Origin of the sequence: Sphingomonas sp. IBVSS2, from assembly GCF_002127225.1 — a bacterium.
GTDB lineage: Bacteria > Pseudomonadota > Alphaproteobacteria > Sphingomonadales > Sphingomonadaceae > Sphingomonas.
Map to the genome: position 1 here is coordinate 347,002 of NZ_NFUR01000002.1, position 18,062 is coordinate 365,063.

Below are 18,062 nucleotides of genomic sequence, written 5' to 3' on the forward strand. Positions count from 1 at the left end.
ATTTCACATATTCCGTCATCCCGGCACAAGCCGGGATCCCAGGCGAAGGCACGGGGAAAGCGCCGCACGAGATCCCGGCTTTCGCCGGGATGACGCTATTGGCAATCCTGCACGGCCTCGAGCACGATCGGCGCCCATTCCCGGCGGCAGATCAGCAGGTCGGGGATGCTCGTGCTGGCCTGGTTGTAGACGATCGGCGAACCGTCGATCCGCGAAGCATGGAGCCCTGCTGCCAGCGCGACCGCCACCGGCGCGCAATTGTCCCACTGATGCTGGCCGCCCGAATGGAGATAGATCTCGGCCTCGCCACGCACCACCGCCATGGCCTTGGCGCCGGCCGAGCCCATGCCGATATGCACCGCGCCGATCCGTTCGCCCACGCCCGCGCAGAGCTGGCTCGGCCGGCTGCGGCTCACCAGCATGCGTGGCGGCAGCTCGCCCTCGGGCAGCGCGGGCGGCTGGTCGCTGGAGAGCGTGCAGCCGAGCCGGGGCAAGGCGACCGCGCCCAACGCGGCACGGCCGTCGATGGCCAGGGCGACATGCACCGCCCAGTCCTCGCGTCGCTCGGCGAACTCGCGCGTGCCGTCCAGCGGGTCGACGATCCATACCCGCCGGGCCGACAGCCGGGCCGGATCGTCGGCGGATTCCTCCGAGAGGATCGCGTCGTCGGGCCTGGCCGAGCGCAGCCGGGCGAGGATGAGGTCATTGGCTTCGCGGTCGCCGCGGTCGCCGCCCGCGCATTCGTCCTGAATGCGCAGCAGCAGCGCGCCCGCTTCCTCGGCGATTGCCCGGGCCAGTTGCGCGTCGGTCAAATCACGGGACTCCAGGTGCCCATGATCGCCTCCACGATCCGCTCCGCCGCTGCTTCGGGCGTCTCCCGGGTCGTGTCCACGCGGATCTCCGGATTCTGCGGCGCTTCATAGGGGCTCGAGATGCCGGTGAAGTTGGCGATCTGGCCGGCGCGCGCCTTCTTGTAGAGGCCCTTCACGTCGCGCGCCTCGGCAACCTCCAGCGGCGTGTCGACGAATATCTCGAAGAACTCGCCTTCGGGCAGCAGCTTGCGCACCAGCTCGCGTTCGGCGCGGAAGGGCGAGATGAAGGCGGTGAGCACGATCAGCCCCGCATCGGTCATCAGCCGGGCGACTTCGCCCACGCGGCGGATATTCTCGATCCGGTCGGCATCGGTGAAGCCCAGATCCCGGTTGAGCCCGTGGCGGATATTGTCGCCGTCGAGCAGGAAGCTGTGCTTGCCGAGCGCGTGGAGCCGCTTCTCGACCATGTTGGCGATGGTCGACTTGCCCGAGCCGGAGAGCCCGGTGAACCAGAGCAGCCGGGGTGCCTGGTGCTTCTGCCGGGCATGCGCCTCGCGGTTGATCTCCACGGCCTGCCAATGGACGTTCTGCGCCCGGCGCAGCGCGAAGTTGAGCATGCCGGCGGCAACGGTGGCGTTGGTCGCCTTGTCGACCAGGATGAAGCCGCCCAGGTCCTTGCTCTCGGCATAGGGCTCGAAGACCACGCCGCGATCGGTATAGACCTCGGCCACGCCGATATCGTTCAGCCCGAGCGTCTTCACGCTCAGCTCGGCCATGGTGTTGACGCATACGGCATGGCGCGGCGGCTGCACCGTGGCGCTCACCGTCTGGGTCCCGAGCTTGAGCCAATAGGCGCGGCCGGGAAGCATCTCCGCCTGGTCCATCCACACGATCGTCGCCTGGAACTGGTCGGCGACCTGGGGCGGTGCGGCGGCGGCGGCGATCACGTCGCCGCGCGAGCAATCGACTTCGTCGGCCAGCGTGATCGTCACGCTCTCGCCCGCCACTGCCGCGCTCCGATCCCCGCCGAACGCAACGATCCGCGCGACCCTGGTGGTCTGGCCGGAAGGCAGGATGCGCACCGCGTCTCCGGGTTTCACGCTGCCCGCCGCGATCATGCCGGCGAAACCCCGGAAATCGAGATTGGGGCGGTTCACCCATTGCACGGGCAGGCGGAAGGGCCGCGCGGCATCGGCATCGGCATCGATCTGCACGCTTTCCAGATGCTCGAGCAGCGCCGGGCCCGCATACCAGGGCATGTTCGCGCTCGGGCCCGCGATATTGTCGCCCTTGAAGCCCGAGATCGGGATCGGAGTGAAGCCGGCGATGCCGATGCTCTCCGCGAAGGCGCGATAATCGGCCACGATCGCGTCATAGGCGGCCTGATCATAGCCGATCAGGTCCATCTTGTTCACCGCCAGCACGATGTGGCGGATGCCGAGCAAGTGGCAGAGATACGAGTGGCGCCGCGTCTGGGTGAGCGCGCCCTTGCGCGCGTCGATCAGGATCACGGCGAGATCGGCCGTCGAGGCGCCCGTCACCATGTTGCGGGTATATTGCTCGTGGCCGGGCGTGTCGGCGACGATGAACTTGCGCTTCTCCGTCGCGAAGAAGCGATAGGCGACGTCGATGGTGATGCCCTGCTCGCGCTCGGCGGCGAGGCCGTCGACCAGCAGCGCGAAGTCGATCTCCTGCCCCTGGGTGCCCAGGCGCTTGCTGTCGGCCTCGAGGCTGGCGAGCTGGTCCTCGAAGATCATCTTCGAATCATAGAGCAGCCGTCCGATCAGCGTGGACTTGCCGTCGTCCACGCTGCCGCAGGTGATGAAGCGCAGCAGCGACTTGTTCTGGTGGAGCTGGAGATAGGCGGAGATGTCGGACGCGATCAGGGCGTCGGGGCGGTAGGAGGTCATGCCCGCACTCCGTCATGCTGAACTTGTTTCAGCATCCAAGGCGCAACAACGGATGCCTTCGCTTGCGGAGGGTTGGACCCTGAAACAAGTTCAGGGTGACGAGGAAGGATAAGATGGGCCATCAGAAGTAGCCCTCCTGCTTCTTCTTCTCCATGCTCGCCGCCTGATCGTGGTCGATCGCGCGGCCCTGGCGTTCGCTCGTGGTGGTGAGCAGCATCTCCTGGATCACTGCTTCCAGCGTATCCGCCTCGCTCTCCACCGCGCCGGTCAGCGGGTAGCAGCCGAGCGTGCGGAAGCGCACCGATCGCTCCACCGGCACTTCGCCCGGATGCAGCCGGAAGCGATCGTCGTCGACCATCAGGATCAGCCCGTCGCGCTCCACCGTCGGGCGCGGCGCGGCGAAATAGAGCGGCACGATCTCGATCCCCTCGGCGAGGATATATTGCCAGATGTCGAGTTCGGTCCAGTTGGAGAGCGGGAACACGCGGATGCTCTCGCCCTTGTGCTTGCGGGCATTGTAGAGGCGCCACAGCTCGGGACGCTGGTTCTTCGGGTCCCAGCGATGCGAGGCGGTGCGGAAGGAGAAGACGCGCTCCTTGGCCCGGCTCTTCTCCTCGTCACGCCGCGCGCCGCCGAACGCCGCGTCGAAGCCATGGTGGTCGAGCGCCTGCTTCAGCCCCTCCGTCTTCCACATGTCGGTGTGGCGGCCGCCATGGTCGAACGGGTTGATCCCCAGCGCTTCGGCCTCCGGGTTCTTGTGGACGAGCAACTCCATCCCCGCATCGCGCGCCGCCTTGTCGCGCAGGGCGTACATCGCGCGGAACTTCCACGTCGTATCGACATGGAGGAGCGGGAAGGGCGGCGGCGCCGGATAGAAGGCCTTGCGCGCCAGGTGCAGCATCACTGCGCTGTCCTTGCCGATCGAATAGAGCATCACCGGCCGTTCGGCCTCGGCGACAACCTCGCGCAGGATGTGGATGCTCTCGGCCTCCAGCCGCTGGAGATGCGTCAGCCGCGCGGGCGAAATCCCCCGGGTCGCGCCGATCGCCTGTGTCTCCGTCATGTTCCCGGAATGCAGCATGGCGGGGGATTTAGGAAGCCGCCGGGAAAGGCGCGATCTAGTTTATGTTTAGCCGCGCATACCGCCGCGCCCAGGGTTAGCGGTTCTTGAACCAATTGCGGTGCATCAAGGGCGGGGGCGCATCTGGCGCCACAGGGGAGGGCTGCAAACCCATGGGCAAGGCTGGCGCTAAGGGGATCATCCTCGCGGGTGGGGCCGGCACACGCCTCTATCCTGCGACATTGTCGATCTCGAAGCAATTGCTGCCGGTGTTCGACAAGCCGATGATCTATTATCCGCTCTCGGTGCTGATGCTTGCCGGCATTCGCGACATCCTCATCATCTCCAGCCCGCGCGACTTGCCGATGTTCCGCCTGTTGCTGGGGGACGGATCGGCCTTCGGCATCAATTTCGAATATGCCGAGCAGCCGAGCCCGGACGGGCTGGCCCAGGCCTTTCTGATCGGGGAGCAGTTCCTCGAAGGCGGTCCGGCCGCGCTGATCCTGGGCGACAACATCTTCCATGGCGACGGCCTTGCCGCCAAGGGCCGCGCCGCCGCCGAAGCGGCCGCACAGGGCCAGTCGACGGTCTTCGCCTATCAGGTCGACGATCCCGAGCGCTACGGCGTCGCCACCTTCGATCCCGAGACCGGCAAGGCGACGAGCATCGTCGAGAAGCCGGCCGAGCCCAAGTCCAACTGGGCGGTGACCGGCCTCTACTTCTTCGACGACCGAGTGGCGGACATCGCCCGCACGCTGAAGCCCAGTCCGCGCGGCGAGCTGGAGATCACCGACGTGATCTCCGCCTATCTCCATCGCGGCGAACTCAACGTGAACCGGCTCGGTCGCGGCTATGCCTGGCTGGACACCGGCACGCATGACAGCCTGCACGATGCGGCCAGCTTCGTGCGCACGATCGAGAACCGCCAGGGCATCAAGATCGCCTGCCCCGAGGAGATCGCCTTCGATCTTGGCTATCTCGATGCGGACACGGTGCTTGCCCGCGCGGCGACGCTCGGCAAGACCGACTATGCCGCCTATCTCCGCCGCTGCGTGGAGGCGGCGGCCGCATGAGCTTCCTCGAGCCGATCGGCACGCCGGCGCCGCGCATCCGCCGCGTCCTCGTCACCGGCGGGGCCGGGTTCATCGGCTCGGCGGTGTGCCGTTTGCTGGTGGCGAGGCGCTATCACGTCGTCTGTGTCGACAAGCTGACCTATGCCGGCAATCTGGCTTCCCTGGGCAGCATCCTGGGCAAGCCCAATTTCCGTTTCGTTGCCGCGGATATCGGCGATGCGGCGCACCTCCATCGCCTGATGCGGGACGAGCGGATCGAGGGCGTGATGCACCTCGCCGCCGAGACGCATGTCGATCGCTCGATCGACAGCCCGGCCGCCTTTGTCGAGACCAATGTCCTCGGCACCGTCCGCCTGCTCGATGCCACGCTCGAGCATTGGCGCGGGTTGCCGGAAGCGCGGCAGCGGGAGTTCCGCTTCCACCATATCTCGACCGACGAGGTGTTCGGCGACCTGCCGTTCGATCGCGGCGTGTTCACCGAGGAGACCCCCTATGCGCCGTCCTCGCCCTATTCGGCGAGCAAGGCGGCGTCGGACCATTTCGTGCGCGCCTGGCACGAAACCTATGGCCTGCCGGTGGTGCTCTCCAACTGCTCGAACAATTACGGGCCGCATCACTTCCCCGAGAAGCTGATCCCGCTCGTCATCCTCAATGCGCTCGAAGGCAGGGAGCTGCCCGTCTACGGCAAGGGCGCGAACGTGCGCGACTGGCTCCATGTCGACGATCATGCCGAGGCGCTGGAACGGGTGCTGACGCGAGGCAAGGCCGGCGAGACCTATCTGATCGGAGGGCGGCAGGAGCGGACCAACCTGCAGGTGGTCGAGGCGATCTGCGATCTGCTCGATGCGCGCGTCGGGCAGCGGCGCCACCGCGATCTGATCCGCTTCGTCGCCGACCGGCCCGGGCACGACCGCCGCTATGCGATCGATCCGTCGAAGATCGAAGCCGAGCTGGGCTGGGCACCGCGCGAGACGTTCGAGACCGGGCTGGCGAAGACGGTGGATTGGTATCTCGCCAATCGGGACTGGTGGGAGCCGATCCGCAGCGGTGCCTATAGGGGCGAGCGGCTGGGGGTTCTGTAGCTTCGCCCCAACACCCTGAACGCGTTTCAGGGTCCAACGTGCCTCAAGCGGGATCGCTGGCGGAAGGCCGGATGCTGAAGCAAGTTCAGCATGACAAAAGTTAGCGCGAGACTCCGGAAATCCAGCTGCGCAGCACTTCCAGCTCCGCGTCCACCAGCACCAGGTCCGCCCGGAAACCTGGCGCGATCCGTCCCAGTTGCCCGCCCAGCCCCAGGAACGCGGCCGGGGTAGCCGAGGCCATGCGGGCGGCGACGTCCAGTCCGACCCGGCCCTGTGCCATCATTCCCCTCACCGCGCCCGCCATGGTGAGCGTCGAGCCCGCCAGCGTGTTGTCCGCGCCGAGCAGCCGGTCGCCGTCGCGGTGGATCTCGCGGCCATGGATCAGGAACACGGTCTCGTCGCTGCCGACGCTCGGCATCGCGTCGGTCACCAGCATCAGCCGCTCGGGCCCTTTCGCCCGCAGCGCCACGCGGAGCGTCGCCGGATGGAGGTGATGGCCATCGGCGATGATCCCGGCATAGACGTCCGGATCCTCGAGCGCCGCGCCCACCATGCCCGGCGCGCGGTTGAGCAGGGGAGACATGGCGTTGAAGACATGGGTGAAGCCGGTCAGCCCATTGTCGATCGCGTCGCGCACCGTCTCGTAGCGTGCATCGGAATGCCCGGCCGAGACGATCACGCCCGCCGCGACCAGCCGGGCGACTTGCTCGGGCGTCGCCGCCTCGGGTGCCAGCGTCACCAGCGTCCTGCCGTGCCTGCCCGACTCCAGCAGTCCCAGGAATTCGTCGCGCAGCGGCTGGATCTTGCTCTCGCTGTGGATCCCCCGCCGCACGGGATTGAGGAACGGCCCCTCGATATGGATGCCGAGCACGCCGGGGACGCCCGCCGCGATCGCGGCGTCCACCGCACGGATGCCGGCCTCGACCACCGACAGGTCGTCGCTGATCAGGGTCGGCAGCAGCCCGGTGGTGCCGTAGCGCCGATGCGTCTCGGCGATCACGCGGATCGTCTCCACGCTCGGATCGTCGTTGAACAGCCGGCCGCCGCCGCCATTCACCTGCACGTCGATGAAGCCGGGGAGCAGGGTCTGCCCGGCGAGGTCGATCGTCTCGGCGCCGATCGGCGGTTCGGGGAGGACCGCCGCGATCCGGTCGCCTTCGATCACCACACAGGCATCGTCGCGCCAGCCTTCGGCCAGCAGCATGCGCCCATTGACCAGCGCCCTCACGACAGCCTGTCCAGCACCGTGCCCAGGCTGCCCCCTGCCGCGGCCAGCCGCGCCTCGGCGTCCGCCGGGGCCAGGCCATGCGCGATCAGCACCGCGCGCTTGATGTCGCGCCCGCCGGCATCGAGTGCCGCCTCGGCCGCGGCCCCGTCCACGCCCGCCAGCGTGCCGACCATGCGGATCGCACGGGCGCGCAGCTTGGCGTTCGAGACCTGCATGTTGACCATCAGCCCCTCATGAACGAGCCCGAGCCGCAACATGATCCCGGTGGAGAGAAGATTGAGCGCGACCTTCTGCGCGGTGCCCGCCTTCATCCGCGTGGAGCCCGCCACCACTTCGCTGCCGGTATCGGCGAGGATCGCATGCTCGGCCGCCGCCAGGACCGGGGTGCCGGCATTGTTGGCAAGAGCGATCGTCAGCGCGCCCGCGGCGCGGGCCGCCTCGAGCGCGGCGATCACATAGGGGGTGCGCCCGCTCGCCGCGACGCCGATCAGCACGTCGTCCGCGCCGATCTCCTCGATCGCCACGGCTGCCAGCGCGGCCTCGCGGCTGTCCTCCGCGCCTTCCTGCGTCCGCGTCAGCGCGGCCGGCCCGCCCGCGATCAGGAAGGCCAGCCGCTCGACCGGCCAGTTGAAGGTGGGGGTGAGTTCCACCCCGTCCTGCACGCCGATCCGGCCCGACGTGCCCGCGCCGGCATAGGCGATGCGCCCGCCGCGCCGCAGCCGCTCCGCTGCCGCGTCGATCGCCGCCGCCATCGCGCCGGTCTGGCTCTTCAGCGCCGCGATCGCCGCTAGCTGGGCTTCGAGCATCGCTTCCACCGCCGCCTCGGTGGGCCAGCGGTCGATCGCGCGGTAGCGGGGGTCTGCGGCTTCAGTCGGCATCGGGCTTCCGGGTCGGGAGGGCAGTGGCGGGCAGGCCGGCGAGCAGCAGCGCCCCGTCGAGCGGATCGGAGACCGCATCGACGAGCCGTGCGACGGTGCGCGCGCGCAGCCAGGGCCTTATCCGCATGGCGAGGCCCCCGGCGAGCGCGCAGCGGACCGCGCCACGCGCGAAGATCGTCTCGATGAACCGCTCGATATGCTGCGCCGCGTCCTCCACGATCGAGCGGGCGATCGCGTCGTTGTTCTCGGCATAATCCATCACCAGCGGCGCGAAGGCGGCATAGTCCTTGGGGGTGGCGGCATCCATCCAGGCGACTGCGCGGGCCGTGTCGTGCCCGAAGCCGGCGGTGACGGCGTGGCTGAGCGGCGTCACTTCGCTGCGCCCGTCGAGCGCCCGGAGCGCATGGCGCATCGCGCTGAGGCCCAGCGCGGCGCCGCTGCCCTCGTCCGAGATCGGGAAGCCATAGCCGCCGATCGTGAAGCTGGTGGTGCCCACCCGCACTTCGGCCACGCTGCCGGTGCCGATGATCAGCGTCGCGCCCTCGACGCCCGCATGCGCGCCGAGATTGGCGATCGCCGCGTCGGTGACGAACTCGATCGCGGCGAAGGGGAAGGGGAGCGCGGCGAGCTGCTCGCGCATCCCGGGGCGCGAGATGCCCGCGATGCCCATGCCGGCCCGGATCGTCGCAACCTCCGCTTCGTCGAGCCCTGAGGCCGAGATCGCCTGGCCGGCGACGTCGCGCAGCACGGCGTGGAGCCGCTCGATGCCGATCCGCGTATTGGCCGGGCCGCTCTCGCCGGTGCCGAGGATCGTTCCGCGCTCGTCCGTCAGCCGGCTGCGGCAATGGCTGCCGCCCGCATCAATACCGAGGAAATAGGCCATGCTCGCTCCCTACAGCAGCCGGCGCGCATTTTGCCATGCCGAACCGCCCAGGGGGCCATAATCCGCGGATATGGCCGTTGTCGGTCAGATCAGGCCCTTGCGCACCGCGATCACCGCCGCGTGGATCTTGTTCGATGCGGAGAGCTTGCGCGTGGCATTGACCAAGTGGAACTCCACCGTCCGCTGGCTGCGGCCCATGATCGTCGCGGTTTCCCAGGCGGTCTTGCCCAGGCTCACCCAGCGCAGGCATTCGATCTCGCGCTCGCTCAGCGCGGCGCCCGCCGCCCCGATCGCCGCGGCGGGATCGGGAATGTCCGGGTCGCTGCGCGTCGCAGGGCGGGTAAAGGCGCGCGCGGCGGCGATCAGCGCGAAATCGGTATTGTCGGTGATGCATCCCACTGCCTTGTGATGGCCCGATCCGGCATCGAGCAGCAGGCAGGCGACCGAGCGGATCCAGCGCGTCTGCCCATCGGGCCGGATCAATCGGAAATCGACATGATAGCGCAGGTCGCGCGCGATCAGCTCCACCACCATGGCCAGGTCTATCGTCGTGGCCAGTGCTTCGTCTTCGGGATGAATGAAGGGCCGGAAATCGGCAAGGCTGCGCACCATGTTGGGCTGCAGCCCGGTGATCTGATACCAGCGCGCGTCGCAGACGAGCAGGTCGGCATCGATGTCATAGTCCCATAGCCCTACCTCCAGGGCCCTCAGGCGCAGTTCAAAGTCTTCGTCGGGGCGGGGCTCGGCGCTTTCCCCAGATGTCATAACCCTCCAACCACAATCTTGTCGTGTTCCGCCGGAGAACGTTTCCCAGACGTCACGGTTCCTGTGTGGCCCTCGGTTAACCCGAGGGCAAGGGTGATGGGAGCCCCTCCGTGGCTCGCCGGAAACACGTAAATTTACGAGTTTTCCCTCCCGCTCGCGGGGCGCAGGCTTCGCCCGAGACCAGTGAGACGAAACGACCATGCCAGCGAATGCGAAGCGCAAGGACCCCGATCTCGAACAGGACGCCGTTCCGGGCGGGCGCGTGGCGCTCCGGGATGTGGCGATGTTTTCCGGCGAGGAACTGGTCCTGCGCTTCGGCGCTTCCGCGGCGCAGCAGCTGGTCGACCTGATCGTCGCCGCGATCCGCAAGGGCGACGACGACGAAGTGGCCGCGATCGACGGACGGCTCCAGGAAGTGGAGCGGGCGCTGCGGGGGTAGGCGGGGGACCTGGCCTTCCCGGTGGCACTCCCCCGGGCCGGGAAGGCTAGAAGCGCGCTTCCTCATAGACGCGGCGGATGTCGCCCTGCCAATCGCCGTTGAAGCGGTCGAGCAGCACCTGCGCCGGCACCTTGCCGGTGCGCACCACTTCGCGCAGCGGATCGAGGAAGCCGGACTCATTGTCGCCCGAGGCATTGAGCTGCGCCCGTGCATTGAGCCCCGCCGCGGCGATGTCGAGCACCTCGCCGGCGATGTCCCTCAGCTTGCCGCCGCCCGGCAGCGGCGCATCGAGGGCGAGCTTCGGCACCGAGCTGCGCAGCTCCTCGCGCGCTTCCATCGACCAGCCCTTGACCAGGTCCCAGCCGGCATCGAGGGCGCCCTGGTCGTAGAGCAGGCCCACCCAGAGGGCGGGGAGGGCGCAGATCCGCCCCCAGCGCCCGCCATCGGCGCCGCGCATCTCGAGGAAGGTCTTCAGCCGCACTTCGGGGAAGGCCGTGGAGAGATGGTCCGCCCAGTCGTCCATCGTCGGCTTGTGGCCGGGATAGGCGGGCAGCTCGCCCTTCAGGAAATCGCGGAAGCTCTGCCCCGCCGCGTCGATATATTTGCCGTCGCGATAGACGAAGTACATCGGCACATCGAGCGCATATTCGGCGTAGCGCTCATAGCCGAAACCTTCCTCGAACACGAAGGGCAGCATGCCCGTCCGCGCCGGATCGGTGTCCGACCAGATATGGCTGCGGTAGCTCAGATAGCCATTGGGCTTGCCCTCGGTGAAGGGCGAGTTGGCGAACAGCGCCGTCGCCAGCGGCTGCAGCGCCAGTCCGACGCGGAATTTCTGTGCCATGTCCGCTTCGGAGGCATAGTCGAGGTTCACCTGGATCGTGCAGGTGCGCAGCATCATGTCGAGGCCGAGATTGCCCACGCGCGGCATGTGCCGCAGCATGATCCCGTAGCGGCCCTTGGGCATGATCGGCAGCTCGGCGCGGGTCTTGTCGGGCCACATGCCCAGGCCGAGGAAATTCAGGCCGAGCTTGTCGCCGACCTGCTTTACCTGTTCCAGGTGCCGCCCGGTCTCGCCACAGGTCTCGTGGAGATTCTCCAGCGGCGCGCCCGAAAGCTCCAGCTGGCCGGCCGGCTCCAGGCTCACCGTGCCGTCGGGCCCCGAGAGTGCAATGACGTTGCCGCCTTCGAGTACCGGCTTCCAGCCGAACTGGGTCAGCTCGCCCAGCAGGTCGCGGATGCCGCCCGGCTCGTCATAGCTGGGAGCGTGAAAGTCCCTGGTCGCGAACACGAACTTCTCGTGCTCGGTGCCGATGCGCCAGCGATCCTTCGGCTTCTCGCCCCTGGCGAAATACTCGATCAGCTGGGCGCGGTCCTCGATCGGAGCCGACACCTTGTTGCTTTCGGTCTTGGTGCTCATGCGAAGGTCTCGACGGGAGGGATGGGGCGGCGGTGGCGCAGCACCGGCACGCGGGAACGGATATCCTCGACACGCGCCAGGTCGATCTCGGCGGAACCGAGACCGGCTTCCTCGCCCATGTCGAGCAGCACTTCGCCCCAGGGATCGATCACCAGCGAGTGGCCATAGGTGGCGCGGCCGTCCGCGTGCAGCCCGGTCTGCGCCGCGGCGATGACATAGGCGCCGGCCTCGATCGCGCGGGCACGCAGCAGCACGTGCCAATGCGCCTGGCCGGTGGGACGGGTAAAGGCGGCGGGGACGGCGAGGGCGGTGGCGCCGGCATCGCTGAGCGCGCGGAACAGGTCCGGGAAGCGCATGTCGTAGCAGATCGCGAGGCCGAGCTTGCCGATCGGCGTATCGACCAGGATCGCGCGTTCGCCCCGGCAATAGGTGTTGGATTCGCGCCAGCTCTCGCCGGTGGCGAGGTCGACGTCGAACAGGTGCAGCTTGTCGTAATGCGCCCGGATCGCGCCGGTGCCGTCGATGACGAAGCCGCGGTTCAGGAACTTCTCGCCTTCGCCCTTGAGCGCCAGGGAGCCCAGATGCACCCAGATGCCGTGCTTCGCCGCGGCCTCGCGCGTCGCGGCCAGGACGGGATCCTCCGCCTCCGCCACCACGTGGCGGCGCGCGCGCGCGCGATCGCCGTCGAGCAGGCCGGACATCTCGGGCGTGAACAGCATCGCGCTGCCCTCCGCCGCCGCCTGCGCGATACCGTCGATGACGGTACGGGCATTGGCGGCCGGATCGATCCCGCTCGTCATTTGCAGCAGGCTGGCCTTCATCGCTTCCTCCCCTTCAGGGCCGGGATCAGCCGTGCTTCGGCTTGCCGACGCCGACCAGCTTCAGGCCGGCGCGCTCCGCCTCGGCCGGCGGATAGATGTTGCGCAGGTCGACCAGCAGCGGCGTCTTGAGCACCGCCTTGATCCGGCCGAGATCGAGTGCGCGGAACGCGTCCCACTCCGTCACGATCACCAGCGCGTCGGCTCCGTCCGCCGCGGCATAGGCGCTTTCGCTGAACTCGACGTTCGGCAGCAGCGGACGCGCCTGCTCGAAACCTTCCGGATCATAGGCCTTCACCGTGGCGCCGGCATCCTCCAGCGCCGCGACGATCGAAAGACTGGGCGCGTCGCGCATGTCATCGGTATTCGGCTTGAAGGTAAGGCCCAGGATGCCGATGGTCTTGCCGCGCACGTCGCCGCCCATCGCCTTGATCACCTTGCGGCCCATGGCGCGCTTGCGGGCGTCGTTCACCTGCACCGTGGCCTCGACGATGCGCAGCGGAGTCTCGTTGTCGCCCGCCGTCTTGAGCAGCGCCAGCGTGTCCTTGGGGAAGCAGGAGCCGCCATAGCCGGGGCCGGCATGGAGGAACTTGCTGCCGATCCGGTTGTCGAGCCCGATGCCGCGCGCCACTTCCTGCACGTCGGCACCCACTTCCTCGCACAGGTCGGCGATTTCGTTGATGAAGGTGATCTTCACCGCCAGGAATGCGTTGGCGGCATATTTGATCAGCTCGCTGGTGCGGCGGCCGGTGAACAGGATCGGCGCGCTCTGGTTGAGCGAGAGCGGCCGGTAGATCGCGCGCATCACGTCGCGCGCTTCCTCGTCGTCGGTGCCGACGACCACACGGTCGGGCCGCTTGAAATCCTCGATCGCCGCGCCTTCGCGCAGGAATTCGGGGTTGGAGACGACCCTGGCGCCGGCACCCGAGGCCACTTCGCGCATGATCCGCTCCACTTCGTCGCCGGTGCCGACGGGCACGGTCGACTTGGTGACGATCACTGCCGGCCCGGTCAGGTTCTCGGCGATCTCGCGCGCGGCGGCGAAGACATAGCTGAGATCGGCATGGCCATCGCCGCGGCGGCTGGGCGTGCCGACCGCGATGAACACCGCGTCGGCACCCTTCACGCCTTCGGCCAGGTCGGTGGTGAAGGAGAGCCGGCCGGCCTTCACGTTCGAGGCGACCAGTGCGTCGAGCCCCGGCTCGTAGATCGGCATCACGCCCTGGTGGAGCAGCTCGATCTTGCGCGCATCCTTGTCGACGCAGACCACTTCATGGCCGAAGTCCGAGAAACAGGCACCGGAAACCAGGCCGACATAGCCCGTGCCGATCATCGCTATGCGCAACGTGGATCCCCTTGGGAAGAAAGTCTGTTGCGCAGATAGCGACGCCAGCGCGCGGGGCAAGGGGGCGGGTTGGCGACGCGCTCCGGCGCGGCCGGCAAGAAAAGCGCGGACAAGGAAACGGGCAATAAAAAAGGCGGCGCGCGGCCGCCTTTACCAGTTGTCGTCCGGGCCGGTCAGCACGGCCTCACATGAGGTCGCTCCACCGCCGGCCCGGATGAACGTTCCTCAGAACGGGCGGATTTCGTTACCGCCGCCGTCACGGAACATCAGGCTGAAAAACGCGAACATTCATAGTCTCCCATCGGTGCGCACTTGTGCGCGATTCAGATGGTTAAAGCCTTCTTAACAATGAATCAATCCGGATTTCTGCGGAGTTGGCTTCGCAAAAAGCGCTTCGAACGCGTGGTTTAACCGTTCCTTCAAGGGTCGGGGACTAGGCCTAGGGGGCATGTCGGCACGCAGAGAGCCCTTGGCGACCTTGGTCGGTGCTTCCACGAGCGCCGTCGCGATCACCGCGGAACACGCGGGAATCGCGAGGGAATTCGTGCAGGTGCACAGTGCGCGGGCGGGCGGTGCGGACGCCGGCGTTCGCGGACGTGGCGGCAAGCGCGAACTGCACCGGGCAAGTAACGATCGCCATGTCGAGGGGCGCCTGTGGAGCGTCCTGGGCCTGTGCGAGATCGCGAATTTCGCGTCGCTGCGCCGCCATCTGGGCCGGGCGCGCGCCGATTCGCTGGTGCTGGACGTGGCGCGGCGAATCTCCGGCCTGGTGCCCGATATCCGGATCGCCGCCGCCGGCCGGTCGCTGATCGAGATCTGTTTCGAGCGGGAGACGCCCGAAGCCGCCGCCGACGATATCGATCGGATCCGCAAGAGCTTCCAGCGTACGCTCGACCTCGACGGCGAGCCGTACCATCTCCAGATGCATTTCGGCGTCGCCGCCGCGCCGTCGGTCGAGGATGACGAGGTGCTGCTCGCCGAAGCCGCCGAATCCGCGCTCGAACAGGCGCGGGCCGACGGACGGGTGGTGATGCTCGACCTGTCGCGCGCGGATCTCGCCTTCGACAAGCTCACCTTGATGCGCGAACTGCCCCGCGCGATCGCCAATGGCGAGATGTTCCTGCAATATCAGCCCAAGGTCCATGTCCGCCGGCAGGAGATCGCCAGCGCCGAGGCGCTGGTCCGCTGGCAGCATCCCACGCGCGGCCTGATCCTGCCGGGCGATTTCATCTCGGTCGCGGAGCAGGCGGGCGAGATCTCGACGCTCACGCTCTGGACCCTGCGCCAGGTGATCGAGGACCAGCGCAAGCTGCGCGCCGACGGCTTCGACATGCTGCTCTTCGTCAACATCTCGGGCCAGCTCCTCGCCGATCCCGCCTTCGTCAACGAAGTGTGCGAGATGCTGGCGAACACCGATGCGAAGCTCGGCTTCGAGATCACCGAGACCGCGGTGATCCGCGACCCGGAGAGCGCGATCCGCCACCTCCAGTTCTTCGCCGACAGCGGCGTGACGCTCGCGATCGACGATTATGGTGCCGGGCTCTCCTCGCTCGCCTATCTGAAGAAGCTGCCCGCGCGCGAGCTCAAGATCGACAAGATGTTCGTGATGCAGCTCACCAGCAGCAACCGCGATCCGCTGATCGTGCGCTCGACGATCGATCTCGCCCATGCGCTCGAGATGGAGGTCACCGCCGAGGGCGTGGAGACGCCGTCCGCGCTCGCCCTGCTCAGCGTGATGGGCTGCGACATGGTGCAGGGCTTCCTCATCTCTCGCCCGCTCGGGCTCGATGCGTTCCGCAAGTTCCTGGCGGACGATGGCCATCTCGACAATGCCAATGGCCATCCGGCATCGTTCGTCCGCCCCGAGAGCTTCTGGAAGCGCGCCTGATGCGCGCGCTGCTGGGTTCTCTCCTTGCCATGGCAGCGCTGTTCGCCGGCGCGCCCGCATTCGCCCAGGCGCCGCATCGTTCCGATTTCCCGCCGGCGATCGAGGCCGAGATCCGGGGCGCCAAGGAAAGCATGATGTCCGATCAGGCGGAGGCGCTCCGCCACGCCGCCGCGATCGACGGGCTGGCGCTCGGCCTGCGGGACGAGCGGCGGCGGGCGCTGGCGCTGGCCACAGCGCGCTGGCTGGCCGCCGAGGCGCATATCCGCAACGAGGAGCCCGCCAAGGCCGCGCCGCTGCTCACCGACGGCCTGAACCTGATCCGTTCGATCCCGGAGCCGATCAAGCTGCGCGGCGACCTGCTTATGTCGCAGGGCGCCTTCTTCATGGCACGCGACCAGGCGGTGCAGGCGCTTGAGAGCTACCAGAACGCCTTCCGCATCTTCGGCGAGGTGAAGGAGCCGCGCAGCCAGGCGATCGCGCTGCAGAACATCGGCGGGCTCTACAGCGTCGCCAACGACGATTCGCGCGCCGAGGAATATTTCCACCAGGCCGCCGTGCTGTTCACCGACGACCCGGTGCTTTCGCTTTCGCTCCACAACAGCCGCGGCAATGTGCTCGCCAAGCTCGGCCGGGATGCGGAGGCGAGCAAGGAATATGAGACGGCGATCGTCATCGCGCGCGGCATGAGCAAGCCGCTGCTCGAGGCGCGCCTGCTCAGCAACCTCGCGCGCAGCCAGGTGGCGCTGAAGCGCTATGACGACGCCAACCGGACGATCACCCGCGGGTTCGAGCTCGCCCGCGGCGCCGATGCCGATGTGCTGCGGCGGCACCTGCTCGCGACGGCGGCCGCCCTGGCTTCCGAGCGGGGGAATATCGGGGAGGCGCTGCGGTTCATTCACGGCACGTTCGACGGCATGGACCTGGGAAAGACCACGGTCGAATTCCGCAGCGACCATTTCTACGCCTACCAGATATTCAACAAGGCTGAGAACACGCGGGAGGCGCTGAAGCATCTTCAGGCGATGAAGCGTCTCGACGATGAATCGACCAAGGTGGCCGCAACCGCCGGTGCGGCGCTGATGGCGGCGAAGTTCGACTGGGCGAAGCAGCAGAACCAGATCCTGCTGCTCCAGACGCAGGAAGCCGAGCGCCGGGTCCGCTACCAGCAGACCCTGTTCCTGCTGATCGGCGCGGCGACGGTGATCGTCATGGCCGCGCTCGGCTGGGGCCTCATCACCGTTCGCCGGAGCCGCAACAAGGTGCGCGCCGCGAACGTCGTGCTGGGCGAGACCAATGTGGCGCTGGAAAAGGCGCTCAAGGCCAAGACCGAGTTCCTCGCGACCACCAGCCACGAGATCCGCACGCCGCTGAACGGCATCCTGGGCATGACCCAGGTCATGCTCTCGGATCCGAAGCTCGAGGCGCAGACGCGCGAGCGCATCGGCATCGTCCACGGCGCCGGCGTCACCATGCGCGCGCTGGTCGATGACATTCTCGACGTCGCCAAGATGGAGACGGGCAATCTGAGCGTCGAGGCCGCGCCGATGGACCTGTGCGCCATGCTGAAGGACGTCACGCGCCTCTGGGAGGAGCAGGCGCGCGACAAGGGGCTCGCCTTCCGGCTCGAGCTCGGCGATGCGCCGCACTGGATCGTCAGCGACGCCGCCCGCCTGCGCCAGCTGGTGTTCAACCTGCTCTCCAACGCGATCAAGTTCACCGAGAAGGGCGGCGTCACGCTGCGCGCGGCGGCCGGGGGCGAGGGCGATGCCCGGCGGCTCAGGCTGGCCATCGAGGATACCGGCATCGGCATCCCCCGCGAGAAGTTCGAGGAGATATTCGAGAGCTTCCGCCAGGTCGACACCAGCACCACGCGCCGCTTCGGCGGCACCGGCCTCGGGCTGGCCATCTGCCGCAACCTGGCCCGTGCGCTGGGCGGCGACATCATGGTGGAGAGCGAGGACGGCAGGGGCTCGCGCTTCATCGTCGACCTGCCGCTCGTCCCCGCCGAAGCCCCCGAGGCCGTCGTGGCCGACGAAAGCGCGGCGGGGCTCGACCTGGTCGTGCTCGACCGGAATCCGATCGCCCGCTCGATGCTGCGCACGCTGCTGGAGCCGCGCGTCGCCCGGCTGCGCTTCGCCGGTTCCGCCGCGGAGGCGCTGCCGATGCTCGAGGCCGGCGGTGTCAGCCATCTCCTCGCCGACGAAGCGACGCTCAAGGTCGAGGCGGAGGGCCCTGCCCCCGCGCTCGCCGGCTTGCGCGCGGCGGCGCAGGACGTGGTTCATGCCGTCCTCTGGCTCAAGCCCGATGCGGAGACCGCTGCTCAGCTGATTGCGGCAAGCAACTGCAAGATAATCGAAAAACCCATTACCGGCGTCGGCCTGATCGATGCTATCATTCCGTCAGCGGAAGAAAATTCCGGCAAGCGGGAGGGGGACCCGCTTGTATCTCGGGCGGCTTAGGA

At 67.9% G+C, this 18,062-nt stretch carries 15 protein-coding genes; 5 read left to right on the forward strand and 10 right to left on the reverse strand.

Annotated features, from left to right (window positions below; all coding sequences use genetic code 11):
- Positions 1–95 precede the first annotated feature (95 nt).
- From CAP40_RS07705 to cysD, 3 genes are all read right to left on the reverse strand, one after another.
- Entirely contained in the window at positions 96–812 is a 717-nt protein-coding gene (locus CAP40_RS07705; RefSeq protein WP_086128807.1) for a 3'(2'),5'-bisphosphate nucleotidase CysQ, read from the reverse strand.
- Complete coding sequence (cysN, locus tag CAP40_RS07710) at positions 809–2,722, reverse strand: sulfate adenylyltransferase subunit CysN (protein ID WP_086128808.1); 1,914 nt, start codon at positions 2,720–2,722, stop codon at positions 809–811. The genes CAP40_RS07705 and cysN overlap by 4 nt, the downstream gene beginning before the upstream one ends.
- Before the next feature lie 121 nt (positions 2,723–2,843).
- Entirely contained in the window at positions 2,844–3,785 is a 942-nt protein-coding gene (cysD, locus tag CAP40_RS07715) for a sulfate adenylyltransferase subunit CysD (protein WP_086129358.1), read from the reverse strand.
- A 170-nt stretch (positions 3,786–3,955) separates the two neighbouring features.
- Here cysD and rfbA point away from each other — a divergent pair, with 170 nt between their 5' ends.
- Positions 3,956–4,855, forward strand: a complete 900-nt coding sequence (rfbA, locus tag CAP40_RS07720) for a glucose-1-phosphate thymidylyltransferase RfbA (protein WP_086128809.1) — start codon at positions 3,956–3,958, stop codon at positions 4,853–4,855.
- Positions 4,852–5,937, forward strand: coding sequence for a dTDP-glucose 4,6-dehydratase (gene rfbB, locus CAP40_RS07725; RefSeq protein WP_086128810.1), 1,086 nt, complete (start codon positions 4,852–4,854; stop codon positions 5,935–5,937). The genes rfbA and rfbB overlap by 4 nt, the downstream gene beginning before the upstream one ends.
- A 100-nt stretch (positions 5,938–6,037) precedes the next feature.
- On the opposite strand, the gene nagA is transcribed toward rfbB, so the two are convergent.
- From nagA to CAP40_RS07745, 4 genes are all read right to left on the reverse strand, one after another.
- Positions 6,038–7,165, reverse strand: coding sequence for an N-acetylglucosamine-6-phosphate deacetylase (nagA, locus tag CAP40_RS07730; RefSeq protein WP_256924071.1), 1,128 nt, complete (start codon positions 7,163–7,165; stop codon positions 6,038–6,040).
- A complete protein-coding gene (locus CAP40_RS07735) occupies positions 7,162–8,043 on the reverse strand; it encodes an N-acetylmuramic acid 6-phosphate etherase (protein ID WP_086128812.1) in 882 nt (293 codons plus the stop codon). The genes nagA and CAP40_RS07735 overlap by 4 nt, the downstream gene beginning before the upstream one ends.
- Entirely contained in the window at positions 8,033–8,926 is an 894-nt protein-coding gene (locus CAP40_RS07740) for a BadF/BadG/BcrA/BcrD ATPase family protein (protein ID WP_086128813.1), read from the reverse strand. The genes CAP40_RS07735 and CAP40_RS07740 overlap by 11 nt, the downstream gene beginning before the upstream one ends.
- Before the next feature lie 84 nt (positions 8,927–9,010).
- Positions 9,011–9,691, reverse strand: coding sequence for a LuxR C-terminal-related transcriptional regulator (locus tag CAP40_RS07745; protein WP_086128814.1), 681 nt, complete (start codon positions 9,689–9,691; stop codon positions 9,011–9,013).
- 199 nt (positions 9,692–9,890) lie between these two features.
- Between CAP40_RS07745 and CAP40_RS07750 the strand changes: the two genes are divergently transcribed.
- Positions 9,891–10,130, forward strand: coding sequence for a hypothetical protein (locus CAP40_RS07750; protein WP_086128815.1), 240 nt, complete (start codon positions 9,891–9,893; stop codon positions 10,128–10,130).
- 46 nt (positions 10,131–10,176) lie between these two features.
- Here the strand turns inward: CAP40_RS07750 and CAP40_RS07755 are convergent, their stop codons facing one another.
- From CAP40_RS07755 to CAP40_RS07765, 3 genes are read right to left on the reverse strand one after another with little or no spacing between them, the layout of a single operon-like run.
- The gene (locus CAP40_RS07755) at positions 10,177–11,550 is read right to left on the reverse strand and encodes a glutamate--cysteine ligase (RefSeq protein WP_086128816.1); all 1,374 of its coding nucleotides are present in this window, start codon (positions 11,548–11,550) and stop codon (positions 10,177–10,179) included.
- The gene (locus CAP40_RS07760; protein ID WP_086128817.1) at positions 11,547–12,371 is read right to left on the reverse strand and encodes a carbon-nitrogen hydrolase family protein; all 825 of its coding nucleotides are present in this window, start codon (positions 12,369–12,371) and stop codon (positions 11,547–11,549) included. The genes CAP40_RS07755 and CAP40_RS07760 overlap by 4 nt, the downstream gene beginning before the upstream one ends.
- Before the next feature lie 25 nt (positions 12,372–12,396).
- Positions 12,397–13,713: a UDP-glucose/GDP-mannose dehydrogenase family protein gene (locus tag CAP40_RS07765; protein WP_086128818.1), complete on the reverse strand. Its 1,317-nt coding sequence runs from the start codon at positions 13,711–13,713 to the stop codon at positions 12,397–12,399.
- A 550-nt stretch (positions 13,714–14,263) separates the two neighbouring features.
- On the opposite strand from CAP40_RS07765, the gene CAP40_RS07770 reads away from it, so the two are divergent.
- Positions 14,264–15,601: a bifunctional diguanylate cyclase/phosphodiesterase gene (locus tag CAP40_RS07770; protein ID WP_256924072.1), complete on the forward strand. Its 1,338-nt coding sequence runs from the start codon at positions 14,264–14,266 to the stop codon at positions 15,599–15,601.
- Positions 15,601–18,060, forward strand: coding sequence for an ATP-binding protein (locus CAP40_RS07775; protein ID WP_086128820.1), 2,460 nt, complete (start codon positions 15,601–15,603; stop codon positions 18,058–18,060). Before CAP40_RS07770 ends, CAP40_RS07775 begins: the two co-directional genes overlap by 1 nt.
- Positions 18,061–18,062: the final 2 nt, after the last annotated feature.